Genomic DNA, 16,828 nt, shown 5'->3' on the forward strand with positions numbered 1-16,828 from the left:
AAAGGGAGAACCACGTGCACGCACCGTCAGTTCCGACACCTCGTCAGACGTCGGGCCGTCACCTACCGGCCGGCGCCGCCCTCTTGGCCCTCCTCGGGCTGTTCGCCGCAGGCTGCGGCGCCGCCGAGGAACCCAAGAGCGCCGCCGGACCCGAGAGCCAGGAGGTCTACCTCCAGCCCGTGGCCTCCGCCGGCCCCGACCCCTTCACCGCCTCCTCGGCCACCGCCGAGTCCGCCCCCGTACAGCCCCCGCTGCCCAACCCGACAGGACAGGGCATCCGGACGATCAACGCGGCCACTCCCGGCCTGTACGGCGGCACCCAGCGGCTCGGCAGCTGCGACGTGGAACAGCAGGTCCGCTTCCTGACCGCCGACAACGCCAAGGCCCGCGCCTTCGCCCAGGCCGCGGACATCGAACAGGCGAGCCTCCCCGAGTTCCTGCGCGGCCTGACGCCCGTCGTGCTGCGCGCCGACACCCGGGTCACCAACCACGCCTTCCGCGCCGGCCGGGCCGACGGCTTCCAGTCCGTCCTGCAGGCCGGCACCGCGGTCCTCGTCGACGAGCACGGCATGCCCCGGGTGCGCTGCGGCTGCGGAAACCCGCTGGCCTCCCCGCTCGCCGCCAAGGGATCCCCGGTGCACAAGGGCGACCCGTGGAGCGGCTACCAGCCCAACCAGGTCGTCGTCGTCGAACCCACCACCCACGTGATCAACAATCTGGTGATCGTCAACATCGCCGACAACACCTGGATCGAACGCAAGCGGGGCGACGACGGCGCCCAGGACCGGCCGCCGCGCGCGCTTCCCCAGTACGACCCCGCCGACGGGATCCCGACGGGCCCCCGCATCCCGTCCGGGCCCGCCTCGGCCCAGCCGTGCCGGAGCGAGCCGGCCGGAGCCGCGCCGGACTGCCAACCGACCGGATCGGCCCCGCAGCGCCCGCAGAACCCGCAGAACCCGCAGAACCCGCAGAACCCGCAGGGCGAGAACCTGCCGCAGAGCCCCGGCGTCCCGCAGAACCCGGGCTCGCCGTCGGACGCCGTCCCCCGGCCGCAGCAGCCGCGCTCGGACGCTCCCTCGGACGTCCCCTCCGACCTGCCGGGCGGCGACGTGCCCTCGGACATTCCGTTCGACCTGACGCAGCCGGACCCGAACGACCCGGGTCTCGTGCCCGAGCCCGACGGGTCGATGCCGCAGCCGCTGGATCCGTACACCGACCCGTACGCGGACCCGTACACCGATCCGTACACGGACCCCTATACCGACCCGGACCTGCAGCCGCAGCCCTCGGACGGGAGCTCGGACGGGAGCGGCTCGCTGGAGAGCGCCTGACGGGCCGGTGTGTCATGGTGGATCGGTGCCGACCACCGTATCGCTGCCGGACGACTGGCCCGCACACCCGGACCGGTCGCTCTGGCTGAACCGCATGGGCAGTTTCGACTGGGACCTCGTGACCGGTCTCATGCACATGGACGAAGCGGCCCTGGACGTCTTCGACACGACCCCCGACGAGTACGACGGCCGGCCCGAGTCCCTCTCCCCGCGCGTCCCGGCCACCGAGTCGACGCGCCTGGACGCCCTCGTCTCCTCCGCCCTCAAGAGCAAGGCGGACAACTACGGCGCCTACTTCCGCATCCGCTGCCACGACGGGCGGCTGCGCTGGACGCACACCCAGGGCCGCGTCATGCGCGGCCCGGACGGGCGGCCGTACCGGATCATCGGCATCGTCCGCGACGCGACCGACGAGCTCAGCCACTCGGCGGAGCGCCTCGGCCTGGACGAGGAACGGCGCCGCCAGACCTCGGTGGTCGAGTCCACGACCGCCGCCCTCGCGCACGCCCGGACCGTACGGGACGTCATCGACGTCATCGGCGACGCCCACGGCCTGGAGCGGCTCGGCTCCATGGGCATGGTGATGGGCCTCGTCGAGGCCGGGCGCATCCACCTCGTGGCCGAGGGCCCCCGGGACAGCTTCGTCCCCGGCACCCGCTACACCCGCGTCGACGAGCAGTACCCGATGAGCGAGGTCGTCCGCTCGCTCCAGCCGCGCTTCCTCGACTCCGCGGAGGAGTTCGCCGAGGGCTATCCCGAGCTCTGGGCGAAGATCTCGGACATGCGGATCTCGGCGGCCGCCTACCTGCCGCTCATCGCCCAGGCCCGCCCCATCGGCGCGATCGGACTGCTCTACCAGGACAAGGACGGCTTCACCCAGGAGGAACGCAACCTGCTCGTCGCACTGGGCAGCAGCATCGCGCAGAGCCTCCAGCGGGCCATGCTGCTGGAGCAGGAGCACGACATCGCCGAGGGTCTGCAGCAGGCCATGCTGCCGAGGCGGATCCCGTCGGTGCCCGGCGGGGAGATCGCCGTACGGTACCGCTCCGCCCGGATGGGCCGGGACATCGGCGGCGACTGGTACGACGTCATCCCGCTGCCGGGCGGCCGGGTCGGCGCCGTCATCGGCGACGTACAGGGCCACGACACGCACGCGGCCGCGGTCATGGGCCAGCTGCGGATCGTCCTGCGCGCCTACGCGGCCGAGGGGCACTCGCCCGGCACGGTCATGGCCCGGGCCTCCGTCTTCCTGCACGAGCTCGACACGGACCGCTTCGCCACCTGCACCTACGTGGAGGCCGACCTCTCCACCGGGGTCCTCCAGCTGGTACGCGCGGGCCACATCGACCCCCTGCTGCGCACCCGCGACGGGGACTGCCGCCGGCTGCCGGTGGAGGGCGGGATGCCGCTCGGCCTCTCCGCCGAGTTCGGCCGGCTCGAGTACCCCGTGACCACGGTGGAACTCGACCCGGGCGAAACGCTCCTGCTGTGCACGGACGGGCTCGTGGAACAGCCCGGCGCCGACCTCGACGACGGCATCCGGCTGCTGGCCTCCCAGATCCGCAGCGGCCCGTCCGACCTGCAGCTCCTGGCGGACCGGCTCTGCGAGGTCGCCGACGACCGGGGCGGGAACGACGACATGGCGCTGCTCCTGCTGCGCCGCGAGGTGGCCGCCGCCCCCCAGGCCGGCAGCCGGCTGCAGCAGCACGTGGCACCCGGCGACCCCGAGGCCCTGGTGGCGGCCCGCCACATGATCGGGGCGGCGGTGCGGGCGTGGGGCGCGCGGGAGCGGTCCGACGAGATCGAGCTGGTCGCGGACGAACTGATCGTGAACGCCCTGATGCACACCGACGGCCCGGCGATCGTCACCCTGCGGGTCCTGGCGGGACACGAGCGCAGGCTCCGGGTGGAGGTCGAGGACCGCTCCAGCGCGCTGCCGCGGCGGCGCGAGGCGGGGGAGGCGGGGGTCTCGGGACGGGGCCTGATGCTGGTGGACCGGCTGGCGGACGTCTGGGGCGTGGAGCCGCGCGGCGGCGGCAAGTGCGTGTGGTGCGAGTTCGTCATGGGCTAGCGCCCCTGCCCCGGGCGGGGAAAGTCCGTTGCGGGGCGCCGCCCGGTCCGTGAGGATCAGCGGCGATGACTATCGCCATGGATGACGTCCGCCGGCTGCTCAAGGCAGGGGACCTGCCCGGAGCCGTACGTTCGCTTCGCCCCCGCGCGGAGACCCTGCCCGTCGCCGAACTCGCCCGAGCCACCAGGGCCCTGGCCGAGACCGCCGGCTTCGAGGACCTCGCCGAGGCCGCCGGGGCCGCCGCCGGGCGTGCCGACGAACCCCAGGCCCTCTACGACTTCGGCTACGCCTGCGTGGAGCGGGGCGTCGCCTTCCTCGCCGTCGCGCCCCTGCGCGAGGCGCTCCGGCTGCTCCCCGACTCGCGGCCGCTCCTCGCCGAGCTGGTCTCCGCCCTGGAGGACGAGCACCGGCACGCGGAGGCCGCCGCGCTGCTCTCCGGCCGCGGCGACCGGCTGCCCGCCTGGCCCGAGACGTACCTGCTGGTCCACCACACGCTGCTCGCCGGGGACCTGGACGCCGCGGAGGGGCTGCTGCTCGGTCTCCCCGCCCCCGAGGACCCGCAGTGGTCGGGCGCGCGCAAGCGCCAGGCGCGTCAGGTACTGCGCAGCGGCCAGTCCCGCAGGGCCCAGGAGACGGCGGGGCACCCCGACCCGCTCGGCCCGGCCGACCTGCGCGGCTGGCACTACGGCCTCACCGGCGGGCTGCTCGGCACCCTCTCCCCGTACGGCTGGGACGCCGGGATGAGGGGCCGGTACGCCTACCTAGGCGACAGCCCCGAACAGTGCCGCCGCGGCCTGGCCCGGCTCGCGCTCGCGCTGGAGGCCGCCGCGCGCGCCCCCGCGACCGTCTCGCTGCTGCCCGGCCGGTCCGACCGGATCCTCGGGCTCGCCGCCGCCCGGGTGCTCGGGCTGCCCGTCGTCCCGTACGCACCGGACCGTCCGGACACCCTCGTCGTCGCCTACGACCTGAACGCCGCCGACCAGGAAACCGTCCGCACCCTGCGCGAGCGCGCCGACGGCCAGATCCTCCACGAGCACGCCACCTGCTGGACCGATCCGCCCGCGGTGAGCGCCGACTCCAGCGCGCTGCTCTGCCAGTACGTCGCCCCGCCGTGGCAGGACGACGACCGGCCCGAGGAGGAGATCGCCGACGGGATCGCGAGGGCAGACCCGGCCCCGGACGGGGGCGACGGCGCGACCCCGGCCGACCCGGACGAGGCATTCCGGGCGTTCGTGACGGCGGTCCGCACCGGCTGGCTCTCGGCGCCCCGCGACCGGGTCGCGTCACCGGGCCCCGTGCCCGGCTCGCGTTTCGCCTGACGCGGCGGCAGGCTGGACCCATGCCGGAACTGCCCGAGGTCGAGGCCCTGCGCGAGTACCTCGACGAGCACCTCACCGGGCGGGTGGTCGAGCGCGTCCTCCCGCTCGCCGTCAGCGTGCTCAAGACGTACGATCCGCCGCTGTCCGCCCTCGAAGGGCAGCAGGCCGGCGCCACTGCCCGGTACGGCAAGTTCCTGGCCCTGCGGATCGGCGGGCTCCACCTCGTCACCCACCTGGCCCGGGCCGGCTGGCTGCGCTGGCAGGACACCCTGCCCCCGCAGCCGCCGCGCCCCGGCAAGGGACCACTCGCACTGCGGGTCGTACTGGAGGGCGGCGGCGGCTTCGACCTCACCGAGGCCGGCACCCAGAAACGCCTCGCCGTGTACGTGGTCCACGACCCCCGGGAGGTCCCCGGCATCGCCCGGCTCGGGCCCGACCCGCTGGCCGAGGACCTCGACCGGGACGCCTTCGCCGCACTGCTCGCCGGGGAACGGCGGCAGATCAAGGGCGTGCTGCGCGACCAGAGCGTCATCGCGGGCATCGGCAACGCGTACAGCGACGAGATCCTGCACGCGGCGAAGGTCTCCCCCTTCAAGCTGGCCGCCTCGTTCGACGACGACCAGGTGACCCACCTCTACGAGGCGGTGCGCGTCACTCTGGGCGAGGCCGTCGCCCGTGCGCACGGCGTGGCCGCCGGTGCGCTCAAGGCCGAGAAGAAGTCCGGGCTGCGCGTGCACGGCCGGGACGGGGAGCCGTGCCCGGTGTGCGGGGACACCGTGCGCTCGGTGTCCTTCGCGGACTCCTCGCTGCAGTACTGCCCCACCTGCCAGACCGGCGGCAAGCCGCTGGCCGACCGGCGGCTGTCGCGGCTCCTCAAATAGCCGGGTGCTGCGTAGACTCCCACGCCATGGCCGAGGAGCAGCCGCAGTCGTCGCCCCGGCGCGAGATCGTCACCGGGGTGCCCCGGGGCGCCCGCCGCCGGCCGCCCGCGCACGCCCCGGCCCGTTCGGAGATCTCCGAGCACACCACCCTCGGGGCCACCTACGTACGGGCACTGATGCGCAGTCAGCTGCGCGCCGGGCTGGGGGCGGTGGCCGCGCTCGCGGTGCTGGTCGGGACGCTGCCACTGGTGTTCGCGCTGCCGCGGGCCGCGTCGGGGCCGCTGGTGTGGGTGGCGCTCGGGCTGCTGGTGTATCCGGTGATGTGGCTCATCGCCCGGTGGTACGTCACCCGGGCGGAGCGCAACGAGGCCGATTTCACCGGACTGGTGACCGACCCGGCCGAACGGTCCCTGTAGCGGCGTCAGAACAGGTGCATCGCCAAGTGGCCCAGCGGAAGTCCGAGCTGCCAGGCGGGGGTCCACACCCGGGCGTTCTCGTCCAGTCCGGGCGGGGTGTCGGCGTGGCCGTGCCGCCCGGGGTCGAGGTTGGTGGCGAAGAGCTCGGTGCGGTCCAGCCAGCGCCACGCCGCCCGGGCCAGCTCCAGGTCGGGATCCTCGCCGCCGCCGCCCTCCCTGGCCTCCTCGCCCAGCGCGAGGAACCGCGTGTGCACCCAGTCGCGCCAGGGGTGTCCGTACGCCGTCAGTGACATCCACTCGTCGAGCTGCGAGACCACGCGGATCCCGGAGAGCTCTCCGGCGGCGTCCGAGAGGTAGATCGTCAGGGCGAGCGTGTCGCGTCCGGCCCGGAACTCCAGGGTGCTGACCGGGATCAGCCGGCCGGTACGCAGCAGTTCGTCCGCGATGTACTCGGCGTAGAGCCAGGCCATGGGCACCGCGAGCCCGCCGTCACTGGTGCCGTTCGTACCCTCCGGCTGCACCGTTCCACCTTCTCCCACACGTCGAGCATCCCGTCGTCGTCAGCCCGAGCCTTCACCGAGCGGCTCGCCGAGCGGGGGATGTTTACGCAACTTGGACGCTCTGATGCCCAATTCCGTGCGTTTTTTGTCCGGTCCGCGCCCCTTCACGGCGTTCCCGGATCCATGGCCCGGGTTTCCCCGGGTGCCGGAAGCTCAGGCTCCGAGGCCGTAGCCGTATCCCTGGAGGCCCTTGCGGAGGGCGCGGAGGGCGTAGTGGGTACGGGACTTGACGGTACCGGCCGGGATGCCGAGCTCGGCGGCGGCCTCCGCCACCGACCTGTCCCGGAAGTAGACCTGCATCAGCACCTCGCGGTGCTCCTGCCCCAGGGACCCCACGGCCCGCCGGACGTCGATCGCCGTGACCGAGCCGGCCACCGCGTCCTCGGGTGCCGGCGCCTGCTCCAGCCCCTCCGCGTCCACCTCCAGCGGGCGTGACAGCCGGGCGCGGCGGGCGTCTATGGCGAGCCGCCGGGCCACCGTGAACAGCCACGGCCGCATCGAGTCGTGCCCGCTCGCCAGGGCCTCCGGGTGCTGCCACACCCGTACGAGGGTCTCCTGGACGAGGTCCTCCGCGCGCTGGGCGTCGCCGGCGGTGAGGCCGAGCAGGAACCCGAACAGGGCCCGCCCGTGGTCGCGCTGGAGTTCGGCCAGCGCCTCGGGGTCCGTGTGCGGGAGGGCGGGGGAGAGCGGCACGAGGGGCTCCTTCCGAGGTGCGTGGGGGTCCGGCAGGGGTCCGTACGGGGTCCGTAGCGGAGGCGTTTCGTCCACCCTGACCTGCGGGGAGCCGCCCGGGAACCGTCCCGCCCCGGCGATGCGCCCAAGCACCCGGGTCGTCCGCCGGGCGGCCGTGCCGGGCGGTGAACGGTCGAACGGCGCGGCGAACGGCAGGAGGCGCCGCCGGTGTCCGCCGTTGGGGTGGGCCCGGTGCCCGCGTGCGGATCCGTTCCTTGACTTGCGGCGTCTACTTCTATGGATTGCAGGTGATCGGATATCAGATAGTCGTACTCATGAGAGTTGGGCGGATGACCAAGCGAACCCGGCCCCAGGCGGTCGCCCTCCTGTCCGCCCTCCTCCTGTCCGCGGCCGCCGCCGGATGCTCGGGGACCGGCGGCCCCGCACCCGCCCGCCTCGGCGAGAGCCCCGGACGGGCTCCCTCCAGCGCTGCCGGTGCCCCGGCAGGCAAGGGCTTCACCCTGGTCGCGAGCGGAGACGTACTCCCGCACACCTCCGTCATCCAGCGCGCCTCGAACGACGCGGACGGCGACGGCTACGACTTCAGGCCGATGTTCTCCGGCGTCAAGTCCGTGGTCTCCGCGGCCGACCTGGCCCTCTGCCACATGGAGACCATCTACGGGGAGGAAGGCGGGCCGTTCTCCGGCTATCCGGCCTTCAAGTCCCCGCCGGAGGTCGCCGACGGGCTGAAGGACGCCGGGTACGACGGCTGCTCGACGGCCTCGAACCACACCCTCGACGACGGGGCCGCGGGGCTGCGCCGCACCCTGGACCGCTTCGACAAGGTCGGGCTGAAGCACGCCGGCTCGGCCCGTACGGCGGCCGAGGCGGCCGCGGTGACCACGTACACGGCGGGCTCCGCCAAGGTCGCGCACCTCGCGTACACCTACGACACCAACGGTTACCCGCTGCCCGAGGGCCAGCCCTGGGCGGTCAGCCTGATGAAGCAGGACAAGATCATCGCGGATGCGCGGGCCGCCCGGAAGGCGGGCGCGGACGTGGTGCTGGTGAGCGTGCACTGGGGCACGGAATGGCAGACCGGGCCGGACGAGACCCAGCTCTCGCTCGGCAAGGCGCTGACCGCCTCGCAGACCGGCGGCCGGCCGGACATCGACCTCCTCCTCGGCACGCACGCTCACATCCCGCAGGCCTACGAGAAGGTCAACGGGACCTGGATCATCTACGGCATGGGCGACCAGGTCGCGGGCGAGATGTTCAACCACACGGGCGCCCGGGACATGCGGGGCAACTACGGCTCGATCGGCCGCTTCACCTTCGCCCCGCCGGCCGCCGAGGGACAGCGCTGGCAGGTCACCAAGGCCGAGTTCGTGCCGCAGATGATGGACCTGTCCGCCGGCCGGGTCGTCAACCTCGCACGGCCCTCCGACCGCGACGACCACGAGAGCGCCCGGGAGGAGATCATCGAGGCCGTCCTCAGCCGCGGCGCCGCCAAGGACGGGCTCACCCTCGCCCCGTAGGGCCGGGGGGTCCCGTCGGGTCCAGTCCCTCCGGGTCCAGTCCCTCTGGGTCCAGTTCCTCCGGGACGACGGTCACCGGCCAGTGGCCCGCCCTGACCAGCCGGATCGCCGCCCTGCGGGGCGCGGGCGCGCGTTCTGCCGCCGGGCCGGCCCCGCCGCGTAGGCCGCCGCCCGCAGCGAGGAGTCGGACGCGTCCGTTGACCCCGGCCAGGATCACCTTCGGTCCCTCGGTACCGCGTTCGAATCCCGTGTTCACGTGCTCCGTCACCCCGCCGAGGTCAGGCGAGGCCCCGTTCCGCTCGGCGCGCGCACCCGCTCGGCCCTCCCTACAGTGCGAACCATGAGTGCCACCGTGGAGGAGACGCACGGGACCCGGAACCGCTTCCTGAACCGGGTGCCCGACGGGTTCGGCGCGTTCTTCGGAGCGCTCGGCCTGCTGTGCGCGCTGCTCTCGCTCTCCCCGGCGCTGCGGCGGCTCCTGCGGCACGTCGTGCGCTTCCTCGACCTGATCGTCGTCCCGGTCAGCGCGAACCTCGCCTACGCCGTGTTCCTCTTCCTCCTCGCCGCGGCCCTCGGCACCCGCAAGAAGGTCGCCTGGTGGATCGTCATCACCTATCTGGCCCTGCTGATGCTCGACGACGTACTGGACATGGCCGCCGGCGACTACTGGATCGGCGTCCCCTCCATGGCCATCGCCGTCGCAGCGATGGCCGTGCTGATTGCCGCCCGCGACGAGTTCTACGCCGCCTCCCGGCCCGGGGCCCTGTGGCACGCCCTGCTCGTGCTGGGCCTCGGCCTGCTCGCCGCCGTCCTCGTCGGCTGGGGACTCGTCGCCCTCTTCCCCGGCACGCTGCCCCGCGGCCAGTGGCTGGACTGGGCCGCCAAGGAGGTCTTCGGCGGCCTCTTCTCGGCCCGCCAGTTCGACGGCAGTCCGCCCCGCCCGCTGTACTTCCTGCTCGGCCTCTTCGGCGCCCTCGCCCTGCTGAACGCGGCCGCCACCCTCTTCCGCTCCCAGCGGCTGACCGCCGCCCTGCACGGGGACGAGGAACTCCGCATCCGCGCCCTCCTCGGCGCCTACGGACGGGGCGACTCGCTCGGCTACTTCGCCACCCGGCGCGACAAGGCCGTGGTCTTCGCCCCCAACGGCAAGGCCGCCGTCACCTACCGCGTCGAGGCCGGCGTCTGCCTCGCCAGCGGGGACCCGGTGGGCGACCCCGCCGCCTGGACCCCGGCCGTCGACGCCTGGCTGGCCGTGGCCCGCCGCCACGGCTGGCAGCCCGCCGTCATGGGCGCCTCCGAGGACGGCGCCACCGCCTACGCCCGCTCCGGACTCAGCGCCCTCCAGCTCGGTGACGAGGCCATCCTGCACGTCGCCCACTTCGACCTCGACGGCCGGGACATGCGCGTCACCCGCCAGGCCGTCAACCGGGTCAAGCGGACCGGCGCCACCACCCTCATCCGCCGTCACTCGGCCCTCTCCGAGGACGAGATGCAGATGATCGTCGACCGCGCCGACCGCTGGCGGGACACCGAGACCGAACGCGGCTTCTCCATGGCCCTGGACCGGCTCGGCGACCGCGCCGACGGAGACTGCCTGCTGGTCGAGGCCTTCGACGCGCAGGGCGAACTGATCGCCCTGCTCTCCTTCGTCCCCTGGGGCAAGGACGGCATCTCCCTCGACCTCATGCGCCGCGACCGCGCCGCCCCGAACGGGGTCATGGAGTTCATGGTCGCCCAGCTGTGCGCCGCGGCCCCCGGCCTGGGCGTCCGGCGGATCTCCCTGAACTTCGCCGTCTTCCGCTCCGCCTTCGAGGAGGGCGGCCGGATCGGCGCCGGGCCCGTCCTCAAGCTGTGGCGCAAGCTGCTGCTGTTCTTCTCCCGGTGGTGGCAGCTGGAGGCGCTGTACCGCTCGAACGTCAAGTACGGCCCCGAGTGGTACCCGCGGTTCCTCTGCTACCAGGACGCCGGATCGCTCGCCCGCGTCAGCCTCGCCTCCGGCATCGCCGAGGGCTTCGTCTCCGTACCCAGCCTGCGCACCCTGTGGGGCAACGGCCATCCCAGGGGACTCACCAACCCCGCCTCCACCGAGGGGCTGCCCTCCATCGACTCCCTGGGCCTGGACGCCGTGGGGGAGGAGGGCGGGGGCCTCGCCCCGGCCGAGCGGCTGCCCGAGCAGGTCCGCGTCCGCCACGCCAAACTGGCCCGCCTCCGGGCCGCCGGCATCGACCCCTACCCGGTGGGAATCCGCCCGCGCACCCACACCGTCGCCCAGCTGAAGACCGCCGTCCCCGGCCTCGCGCCCGCTGCCCGGTCCGGCGAGCAGGCCACCCTCGCCGGGCGCGTGATGGTCGTGCGCGACCTCGGCGGCGTGGTCTTCGCCGTCCTGCGCGACTGGTCCGGCGACGTACAGCTGATGCTCACCCGCGACGAGTCCGGGAGCGAGGTGCTCGACTCCTTCAGCTCCCAGGTCGACATCGGCGACCAGGTCCTGGTCAGCGGCGAGGCCGGGGCGAGCAAGGGCGGCGAACCCTCCCTCGTGGTCCGCTCCTGGCAGCTCACCGGCAAGTGCCTGCGCCCCCTGCCCGACAAGCGCAAGGGCCTCGCCGACCCCGAGGCCCGGGTCCGGCGCCGCTACCTCGACCTCGTCGCGAGCCCCGAGGCGCGCGACGTCGTACGGGCCCGCTCCAGCGCCGTCCAGGCCCTGCGCCAGGGGCTGCTGGAACGCGGCTACCTGGAGGTCGAGACCCCGATGCTCCAGCAGATCCACGGCGGCGCCAACGCCCGGCCCTTCCGCACCCACATCAACGCCTATGACCTCGACCTGTACCTGCGCATCGCGCCCGAGCTGTACCTCAAGCGGCTGTGCGTCGGCGGCATGGAGAAGGTCTTCGAGATGGGCCGCACCTTCCGCAACGAAGGCGTCTCCTACAAGCACAACCCCGAGTTCACGATGCTGGAGGCCTACCAGGCCTTCGCCGACTACGACGTGATGCTCGACCTCACGCGCGAGCTGATCCAGGGTGCCGCCACCGCCGCCTTCGGCTCCCCGATCGCCCACAAGGCGGGTGCGGAGGGGAAGCTCGTCGTCCACGACATCTCCGGGCCCTGGCCGGTCAAGACCATGTACGGGGCCATCAGCGAGGCCCTCGGCGAGGAGGTCGACGCCGACACCGGGGCACCCGTACTGCGCAGGCTGTGCGACCGGGCCGGCGTGCCGCACGCCCCCGAGGACACCCGCGGCGACGTGGTCCTGGAGATGTACGAACGGCTGGTGGAGGAGAAGACCGAACTGCCCACCTTCTACAAGGACTTCCCCACCGAAGTCTCCCCGCTCACCCGCCAGCACCGCAAGGACCCGCGGCTCGCCGAGCGCTGGGACCTGGTCGCCTTCGGAACCGAACTGGGCACCGCGTACTCGGAGCTGACCGACCCCGTCGAGCAGCGGCGCCGGCTCACCGCCCAGTCCCTGCTCGCGGCGGGCGGCGACCCGGAGGCCATGGAGCTCGACAACGACTTCCTGGATGCGCTGGAGTACGCGATGCCGCCGACCGGCGGCCTGGGCATCGGCGTGGACCGCCTGGTCATGTTCCTCACGGGCCTGACGATCCGCGAGACGCTCCCGTTCCCCCTGGTGCGGCGCGGCTGACCGGCAGCCCGGCTGGTCCGGGCGGGTGACGGGGACGGGGCGCGTCCGCGCCTCTCGACATCTGGCGCGATGTCGTTGATACGTAGTAATAATGAAAAATGACGAGCCGACAGTAGGGCGGCGCGCGCTCCTGCGTACCGCCGTCTTCCTCGGAGTCGCGGCCGCCGCCGGACTGGTCACGGGCGGCGAGGGCGCAACGCCCGGCGGGGGCGGCGTGGGCGGTGCGCCGGGCGCCGCCGGGCCGGGGCCGAACCCCGCGGCGGGAGCACCCGGGGCCGCCTTCCCCCAGGGACTGCCCGAGAAGGCCTACCGGCTGCGCCCCATGACCTCCGACGCCCCGGCCCGGCCCGCCGCCGTGAAGCCGGCCGTCCGGACACGGCCCATCCTGGAGCTCCCGGCCGACGCGAGCACCGCGAGCTCCATGGTCCTCACCTTCGACGACGGCCCCGACCCCCGCTACACCCCGGGCATCCTCGACACCCTCGCCCGGTACGGGGTACGCGCCATGTTCTTCGTCTGCGGGGAGATGGCCGCGGAGAACCCGAACCTGCTGCGCCGGATGGTCGCCGAAGGGCACGTCATCGGCAACCACACCTGGACCCACCCGCTCATCCCCAAGCTCAGCCGGCCCGCCCTCGCCTCCGAGATCGGCCGCACGAGCGAGGTCGTACAGCAGACCGTCGGCGAGGCGCCGGTGTGGTTCCGGGCGCCCTACGGGGCGTGGAACCGGGCCGCCTTCGAGATCGGGGCCGAGCTGGGCATGGAGCCGCTCGCCTGGACCGTGGACACCCTGGACTGGAAGGAGCCCGGGACGGGCACGATCATCTCCCGGGTCCTCGGCGGCGCGGGCCCCGGCGTGATCGTCCTGTCGCACGACGCGGGCGGCAACCGCTCGCAGAGCGTCCAGGCGATCTCCTCCTACCTGCCCCAACTGCTGGCGCGGGGCTACCGGATGACCCTTCCGACGCTGCCGCCCCGCTGAGCGGCCCGCTCCCCGGCGGGCCCCGCTCAGCGGGCCTCCACCATGCGGGCGAAGACGACCACGTTGCCGTCGTAGCCGCGGGCCTTCGAGTACCCGCCGCCGCACGTGATCACCCGGAGTTCCGGGTGCCCGGTGTCCCCGTACACCCGGGCTCCGGGGAAGGCCTCCTTGGAGAACACCTCCACGCCGTAGACCTCGAACACGGCCGTGCGCCCGTCGTACCGCTGCACCTCGATGCGGTTGCCGGGCTTGACCGAGCCCAGGCCGTAGAAGACCGCCGGGCCCTGCGCGTTGTCCACGTGCCCCACGATCACCGCCGAGCCGCGCTGGCCCGGCGAGATGCCGTTCAGGTACCAGCCGGCGAGATTGCGGTCCTGCGGCGGCGGGGCGTCGATCCAGCCCTCCGCGTCCAGCCCGACCGTCATCACCGGCGCGTCCACGTTGATCGTGGGGATCCGGATGCGCTGCACCGACGAGTGCTCCAGCACCTCCATGCCCGCGGGCGCCACCGGCGGGTTCGCCGGCAGCTGGTCGGCCGTCACCGCGACGGCCGAGGCCGCGGTGGGCTGGGGCGGTCCGCCGTCGATGTCCACCCCGTTCCGCACCATGGCGAGGCCGGTGAGCATGACCAGGGCGAGTACGCCCCACGGTGAGCGTTTGCGTGACTGCCCGGTCTCGTCCTCGCCCATCGTTCTCCCTTCCCGACGCGGGGGTCCCGACCCGCGTTCCTGTCCCGCCCCCTGTACGCCCTACTTCACGCACGCTAAGGGCGACCGGGCGGGACGGCGAGGGGGGAGGCGCGAACGGGTGGCCGCGGCCCCGGAGGGGGCCGGAAGGGGTGCGTCCATCCAGGTAATCGTCACATAAACGCCTGACGGGTCGTGACCTGCGGATCCGTCAGCCGCTCCGTCCGCGCTTCGGCGTGTCGCTCAACCGGGCGGCCCAAAGCCGGAAATGCGGAGCTTGCGGGGCGATCGGAGGGTTCGACGTGGGAGGCGTTCTCGTCGATCATCCGGGGCCGACGCTCCGGGGCGCTTCCCGCTGGAGGTTCCACCATGCGTGTCTTGCGCGCTCTTACCGTGACGGCGGCAGCCTGCGCCGCGATCGGCCTCAGTGTCCCGTTCGCCTCCGCGAACCAGAACCCCGGTGGTGGTCAGGGCGGGAACGGCGGTCCCAGCAACATCTCGGTCAACCCGTACTCCGTGCACCAGGGAGCCACGATGCAGGTGAGCGCGTCGGGCTGCGGACACGGCGGTACCGTCTCCTCGCACGGGAACTTTCCGCCGGCCAACCTGTCCGCCGGGTCGATCGGCTTCGCGAACGTCCGGATCTTCAACCACGCCTCGCCCGGCCACCACACGCTGTCGGTCCGGTGCAACGACAGCAGCCTGGTCGCCACGCACCGCTTCACGATCCTCGAAGGCAACCCCTCGCAGGGCGGCATCGGCGGATCCTTCGGCCCGTCCGCCGCCGAGACCGTCATCGGCGCGGGCCTCGTCGGCGCCGCGGCGCTCGGCGCGGGGGCCCACGTGTTGCGCCGCCGCCGTCCGCTCCGCAGCCGGGCCTGACCGGAGGCCCTTCCGGTCGGGCGGGTTCTTCAGTGGCCTCGGCCTCGGCCGGAGCCCCTGCGGCGCAGTGCGTACGCGGCACCGCCCGCGGCGGTGAGGAAGAGGCCGGCGCCCGCGCCGAACTCCACCGGATCCATGCCGGCGACACTGCCGCCGAGCCCGCCTCGTACACCGCGGGCGGAACCGGCGGCCGTTGCGTTCGTGGGAGTGGTGGTCCTGGGGGCGATGACGGTGGCGGTGGCGGTCCGCGTGGAACTGGTGGTCGGCCGGGTCGTGCCGCCGGCGATGGTCAGGTCGGCCGAGCCGGTCTCCCCGTTGCAGGTGAAGGAGACGGAATAGACGGCCCCGCGCCGGGCGTCCCGGTCCACGGTGACCCGCGCGGTCTGCCCGCGCGCGATGCTCACGGTGTCGAAGACACCGGAGGAGGCGGTGGAGTAGGCGGAATTGCAGCCACTGACCGCGAGCACCGTCTGGCCGCCTGGGGCCACGGTGGAAGGGGTGATCGTGAAGCCGAACGAGGTGACCTGGCGGGCCCCCGTCCCCGCCGAGGTCGCGGCGGACGCGCCGAGGGCGCCGAGCGCGAGTACGGCGCCCGTGGCGCCGGCGCTGAGCAGGACGATGGCGGAGCTGCGTATCGCACCCATGCTTGAGTCTCCGGATCCCCGAGGAGCAGCCGCGGAACGGTTTCCGCACGTGGGGGGTCGTGCGCCTCGATGTCCGCCACGCTAGGTCCGGGTGCGGTGGCCCGCGATCAGGAACGGGCGAATGGGGCATGGCCGTAGGCCGAACCGGGGACGGGAGGCCCGCCCCCGGTTTGCCGGGCCGGTTCGCCGGGCGGTCGTCAGCCGCCGAGGTCCAGGTACGGGAACTGCGCGAGGAAGGGCTCGGCGGTGGCCGCGATGCCCCGCCCGAAGGGCGCGTCGAAATCCCAGATCAGGAACAGCAGGAACGCGATGAGCGCACTGAACAGGCCGGCCAGCAGAAGTTCCCGGAACGACCGCCTGATCTGCAGCGTGAAGATCAGACCCACCGTCACCAGGGCGCCCGCGATCAGCCCGAACCAGACCACCCCCGGCATGGTGGCCCCGGCGCTCTGGCCGCGCGCGCTGCGGGCGTCGTCCGCCACCGCGACCTGGTCGACCAGCGGCTGGTACGCCTGCCCCTCGTGGTCGGTCTGCGGCTCGTAGTCGGTGACGTCCCGGCGGATACGTTCCAGCAGCTCCCCGCCGCGGTCCGTGAGGTCGCCGTGGTCGGCCATCTCCTTCCACTCGGTGTCCACCACGTACGTCACGTAGGCGTCGACGTCGGACCGGATCTTCTTGCGCACCTCGGCCGGGTAGACCTCGGAGCGGACACTGATCTCGTGCAGGGCCTGCGCCTCCTGGCGCACGTACTCCTGGGCGGCGCCGCGGCCCTCCCAGACACCGGCGATCGCCAGGCCCAGCACGATCGCGTAGATCACGCCGATCATCATCGTCATGTACTCGATGACGTCCGGGGTTTCGTTCGGATCGTCGTCCTCGCCGATCCTGCGGTGGTTGAAGAAGGCGATGGACAACACCACGGCACAGGCCGCGGCCATCGCGAGGGACAGGACGAGCCATTCCGACAAGATGACTCCCGATCGGTTTCAGATGGGGCGGGTCAGCGCGGGCGCAGCGCGACGATCGCGAGCACCGCGGGAGCCGCGGTCAGCAGGGTGAAGGTCACCGGCGAGATGTGGTGTTCGGCCGGTTTGCGGGCCGGCGCGTGGTACGCGGGGCGGGCCACCACCTTCGGCGGCGGTGTCACCACAGGGGCGGGTGGGGGCGGTGCGGGCACGGTGACCGCGCGGGGCGGTGGGG

General features: G+C 73.3%; 15 protein-coding genes and 1 pseudogene. 9 read left to right on the forward strand and 7 right to left on the reverse strand.

The annotated features are described in order from the left end of the window. Window positions 1-83 precede the first annotated feature (83 nt). The 5 genes from ACZ4VT_RS04930 (at window position 84) to ACZ4VT_RS04950 (ending at window position 6,018) form a co-directional block, all read left to right on the forward strand. Window positions 84-1,331 carry a DUF6777 domain-containing protein gene (locus ACZ4VT_RS04930; RefSeq protein ID WP_467946671.1) on the forward strand — a complete coding sequence of 416 codons (1,248 nt, stop codon included), beginning with the start codon at window positions 84-86 and terminating at the stop codon, window positions 1,329-1,331. Between the two features lie 7 nt (window positions 1,332-1,338). Continuing rightward, complete coding sequence (locus ACZ4VT_RS04935) at window positions 1,339-3,402, forward strand: SpoIIE family protein phosphatase (RefSeq protein ID WP_467946673.1); 2,064 nt, start codon at window positions 1,339-1,341, stop codon at window positions 3,400-3,402. A 65-nt stretch (window positions 3,403-3,467) separates the two neighbouring features. Continuing rightward, on the forward strand, window positions 3,468-4,721 hold the full coding sequence (locus ACZ4VT_RS04940; protein WP_467946674.1) for a hypothetical protein: 1,254 nt from the start codon (window positions 3,468-3,470) through the stop codon (window positions 4,719-4,721). Between the two features lie 20 nt (window positions 4,722-4,741). Then, window positions 4,742-5,602, forward strand: a complete 861-nt coding sequence (locus tag ACZ4VT_RS04945; RefSeq protein ID WP_467946676.1) for an Fpg/Nei family DNA glycosylase — start codon at window positions 4,742-4,744, stop codon at window positions 5,600-5,602. Between the two features lie 26 nt (window positions 5,603-5,628). Then, window positions 5,629-6,018 (forward strand): hypothetical protein, encoded by a 390-nt coding sequence (locus ACZ4VT_RS04950; protein ID WP_467946678.1) that lies wholly within the window; start codon window positions 5,629-5,631, stop codon window positions 6,016-6,018. Window positions 6,019-6,023: 5 nt separating this feature from the next. Here the strand turns inward: ACZ4VT_RS04950 and ACZ4VT_RS04955 are convergent, their stop codons facing one another. Then, a complete protein-coding gene (locus tag ACZ4VT_RS04955) occupies window positions 6,024-6,488 on the reverse strand; it encodes a hypothetical protein (protein WP_467946840.1) in 465 nt (154 codons plus the stop codon). Window positions 6,489-6,731: 243 nt separating this feature from the next. Beyond that, complete coding sequence (locus ACZ4VT_RS04960) at window positions 6,732-7,271, reverse strand: sigma-70 family RNA polymerase sigma factor (RefSeq protein ID WP_351300259.1); 540 nt, start codon at window positions 7,269-7,271, stop codon at window positions 6,732-6,734. Between the two features lie 329 nt (window positions 7,272-7,600). Between ACZ4VT_RS04960 and ACZ4VT_RS04965 the strand changes: the two genes are divergently transcribed. Continuing rightward, window positions 7,601-8,788, forward strand: coding sequence for a CapA family protein (locus ACZ4VT_RS04965; protein ID WP_467946679.1), 1,188 nt, complete (start codon window positions 7,601-7,603; stop codon window positions 8,786-8,788). A gap of 129 nt (window positions 8,789-8,917) precedes the next feature. Here ACZ4VT_RS04965 and ACZ4VT_RS04970 read toward each other — a convergent pair. Then, a pseudogene (locus ACZ4VT_RS04970) lies at window positions 8,918-9,056 on the reverse strand (universal stress protein); the annotation flags it as partial. 72 nt (window positions 9,057-9,128) lie between these two features. Between ACZ4VT_RS04970 and lysX the strand changes: the two are divergent. Further along, a complete protein-coding gene (lysX, locus tag ACZ4VT_RS04975; RefSeq protein ID WP_467946681.1) occupies window positions 9,129-12,434 on the forward strand; it encodes a bifunctional lysylphosphatidylglycerol synthetase/lysine--tRNA ligase LysX in 3,306 nt (1,101 codons plus the stop codon). 91 nt (window positions 12,435-12,525) lie between these two features. Further along, a complete protein-coding gene (locus tag ACZ4VT_RS04980; RefSeq protein WP_467946682.1) occupies window positions 12,526-13,416 on the forward strand; it encodes a polysaccharide deacetylase family protein in 891 nt (296 codons plus the stop codon). A 26-nt stretch (window positions 13,417-13,442) separates the two neighbouring features. Here ACZ4VT_RS04980 and ACZ4VT_RS04985 read toward each other — a convergent pair whose 3' ends face one another. Further along, a complete protein-coding gene (locus tag ACZ4VT_RS04985) occupies window positions 13,443-14,105 on the reverse strand; it encodes a class F sortase (RefSeq protein ID WP_351300244.1) in 663 nt (220 codons plus the stop codon). Between the two features lie 366 nt (window positions 14,106-14,471). Here ACZ4VT_RS04985 and ACZ4VT_RS04990 point away from each other — a divergent pair, with 366 nt between their 5' ends. After that, window positions 14,472-14,984, forward strand: coding sequence for a hypothetical protein (locus ACZ4VT_RS04990; RefSeq protein ID WP_467946684.1), 513 nt, complete (start codon window positions 14,472-14,474; stop codon window positions 14,982-14,984). Between the two features lie 29 nt (window positions 14,985-15,013). On the opposite strand, the gene ACZ4VT_RS04995 is transcribed toward ACZ4VT_RS04990, so the two are convergent. From ACZ4VT_RS04995 to ACZ4VT_RS05005, 3 genes are all read right to left on the reverse strand, one after another. Then, window positions 15,014-15,628, reverse strand: a complete 615-nt coding sequence (locus tag ACZ4VT_RS04995; RefSeq protein WP_467946686.1) for a hypothetical protein — start codon at window positions 15,626-15,628, stop codon at window positions 15,014-15,016. 197 nt (window positions 15,629-15,825) lie between these two features. Beyond that, window positions 15,826-16,596 (reverse strand): bestrophin-like domain, encoded by a 771-nt coding sequence (locus ACZ4VT_RS05000; protein WP_362813210.1) that lies wholly within the window; start codon window positions 16,594-16,596, stop codon window positions 15,826-15,828. A 32-nt stretch (window positions 16,597-16,628) separates the two neighbouring features. Beyond that, window positions 16,629-16,775, reverse strand: coding sequence for a hypothetical protein (locus ACZ4VT_RS05005; RefSeq protein ID WP_467946688.1), 147 nt, complete (start codon window positions 16,773-16,775; stop codon window positions 16,629-16,631). Window positions 16,776-16,828 lie beyond the last annotated feature (53 nt).

It is taken from the genome of Streptomyces sp. NPDC029164 (assembly GCF_055563995.1).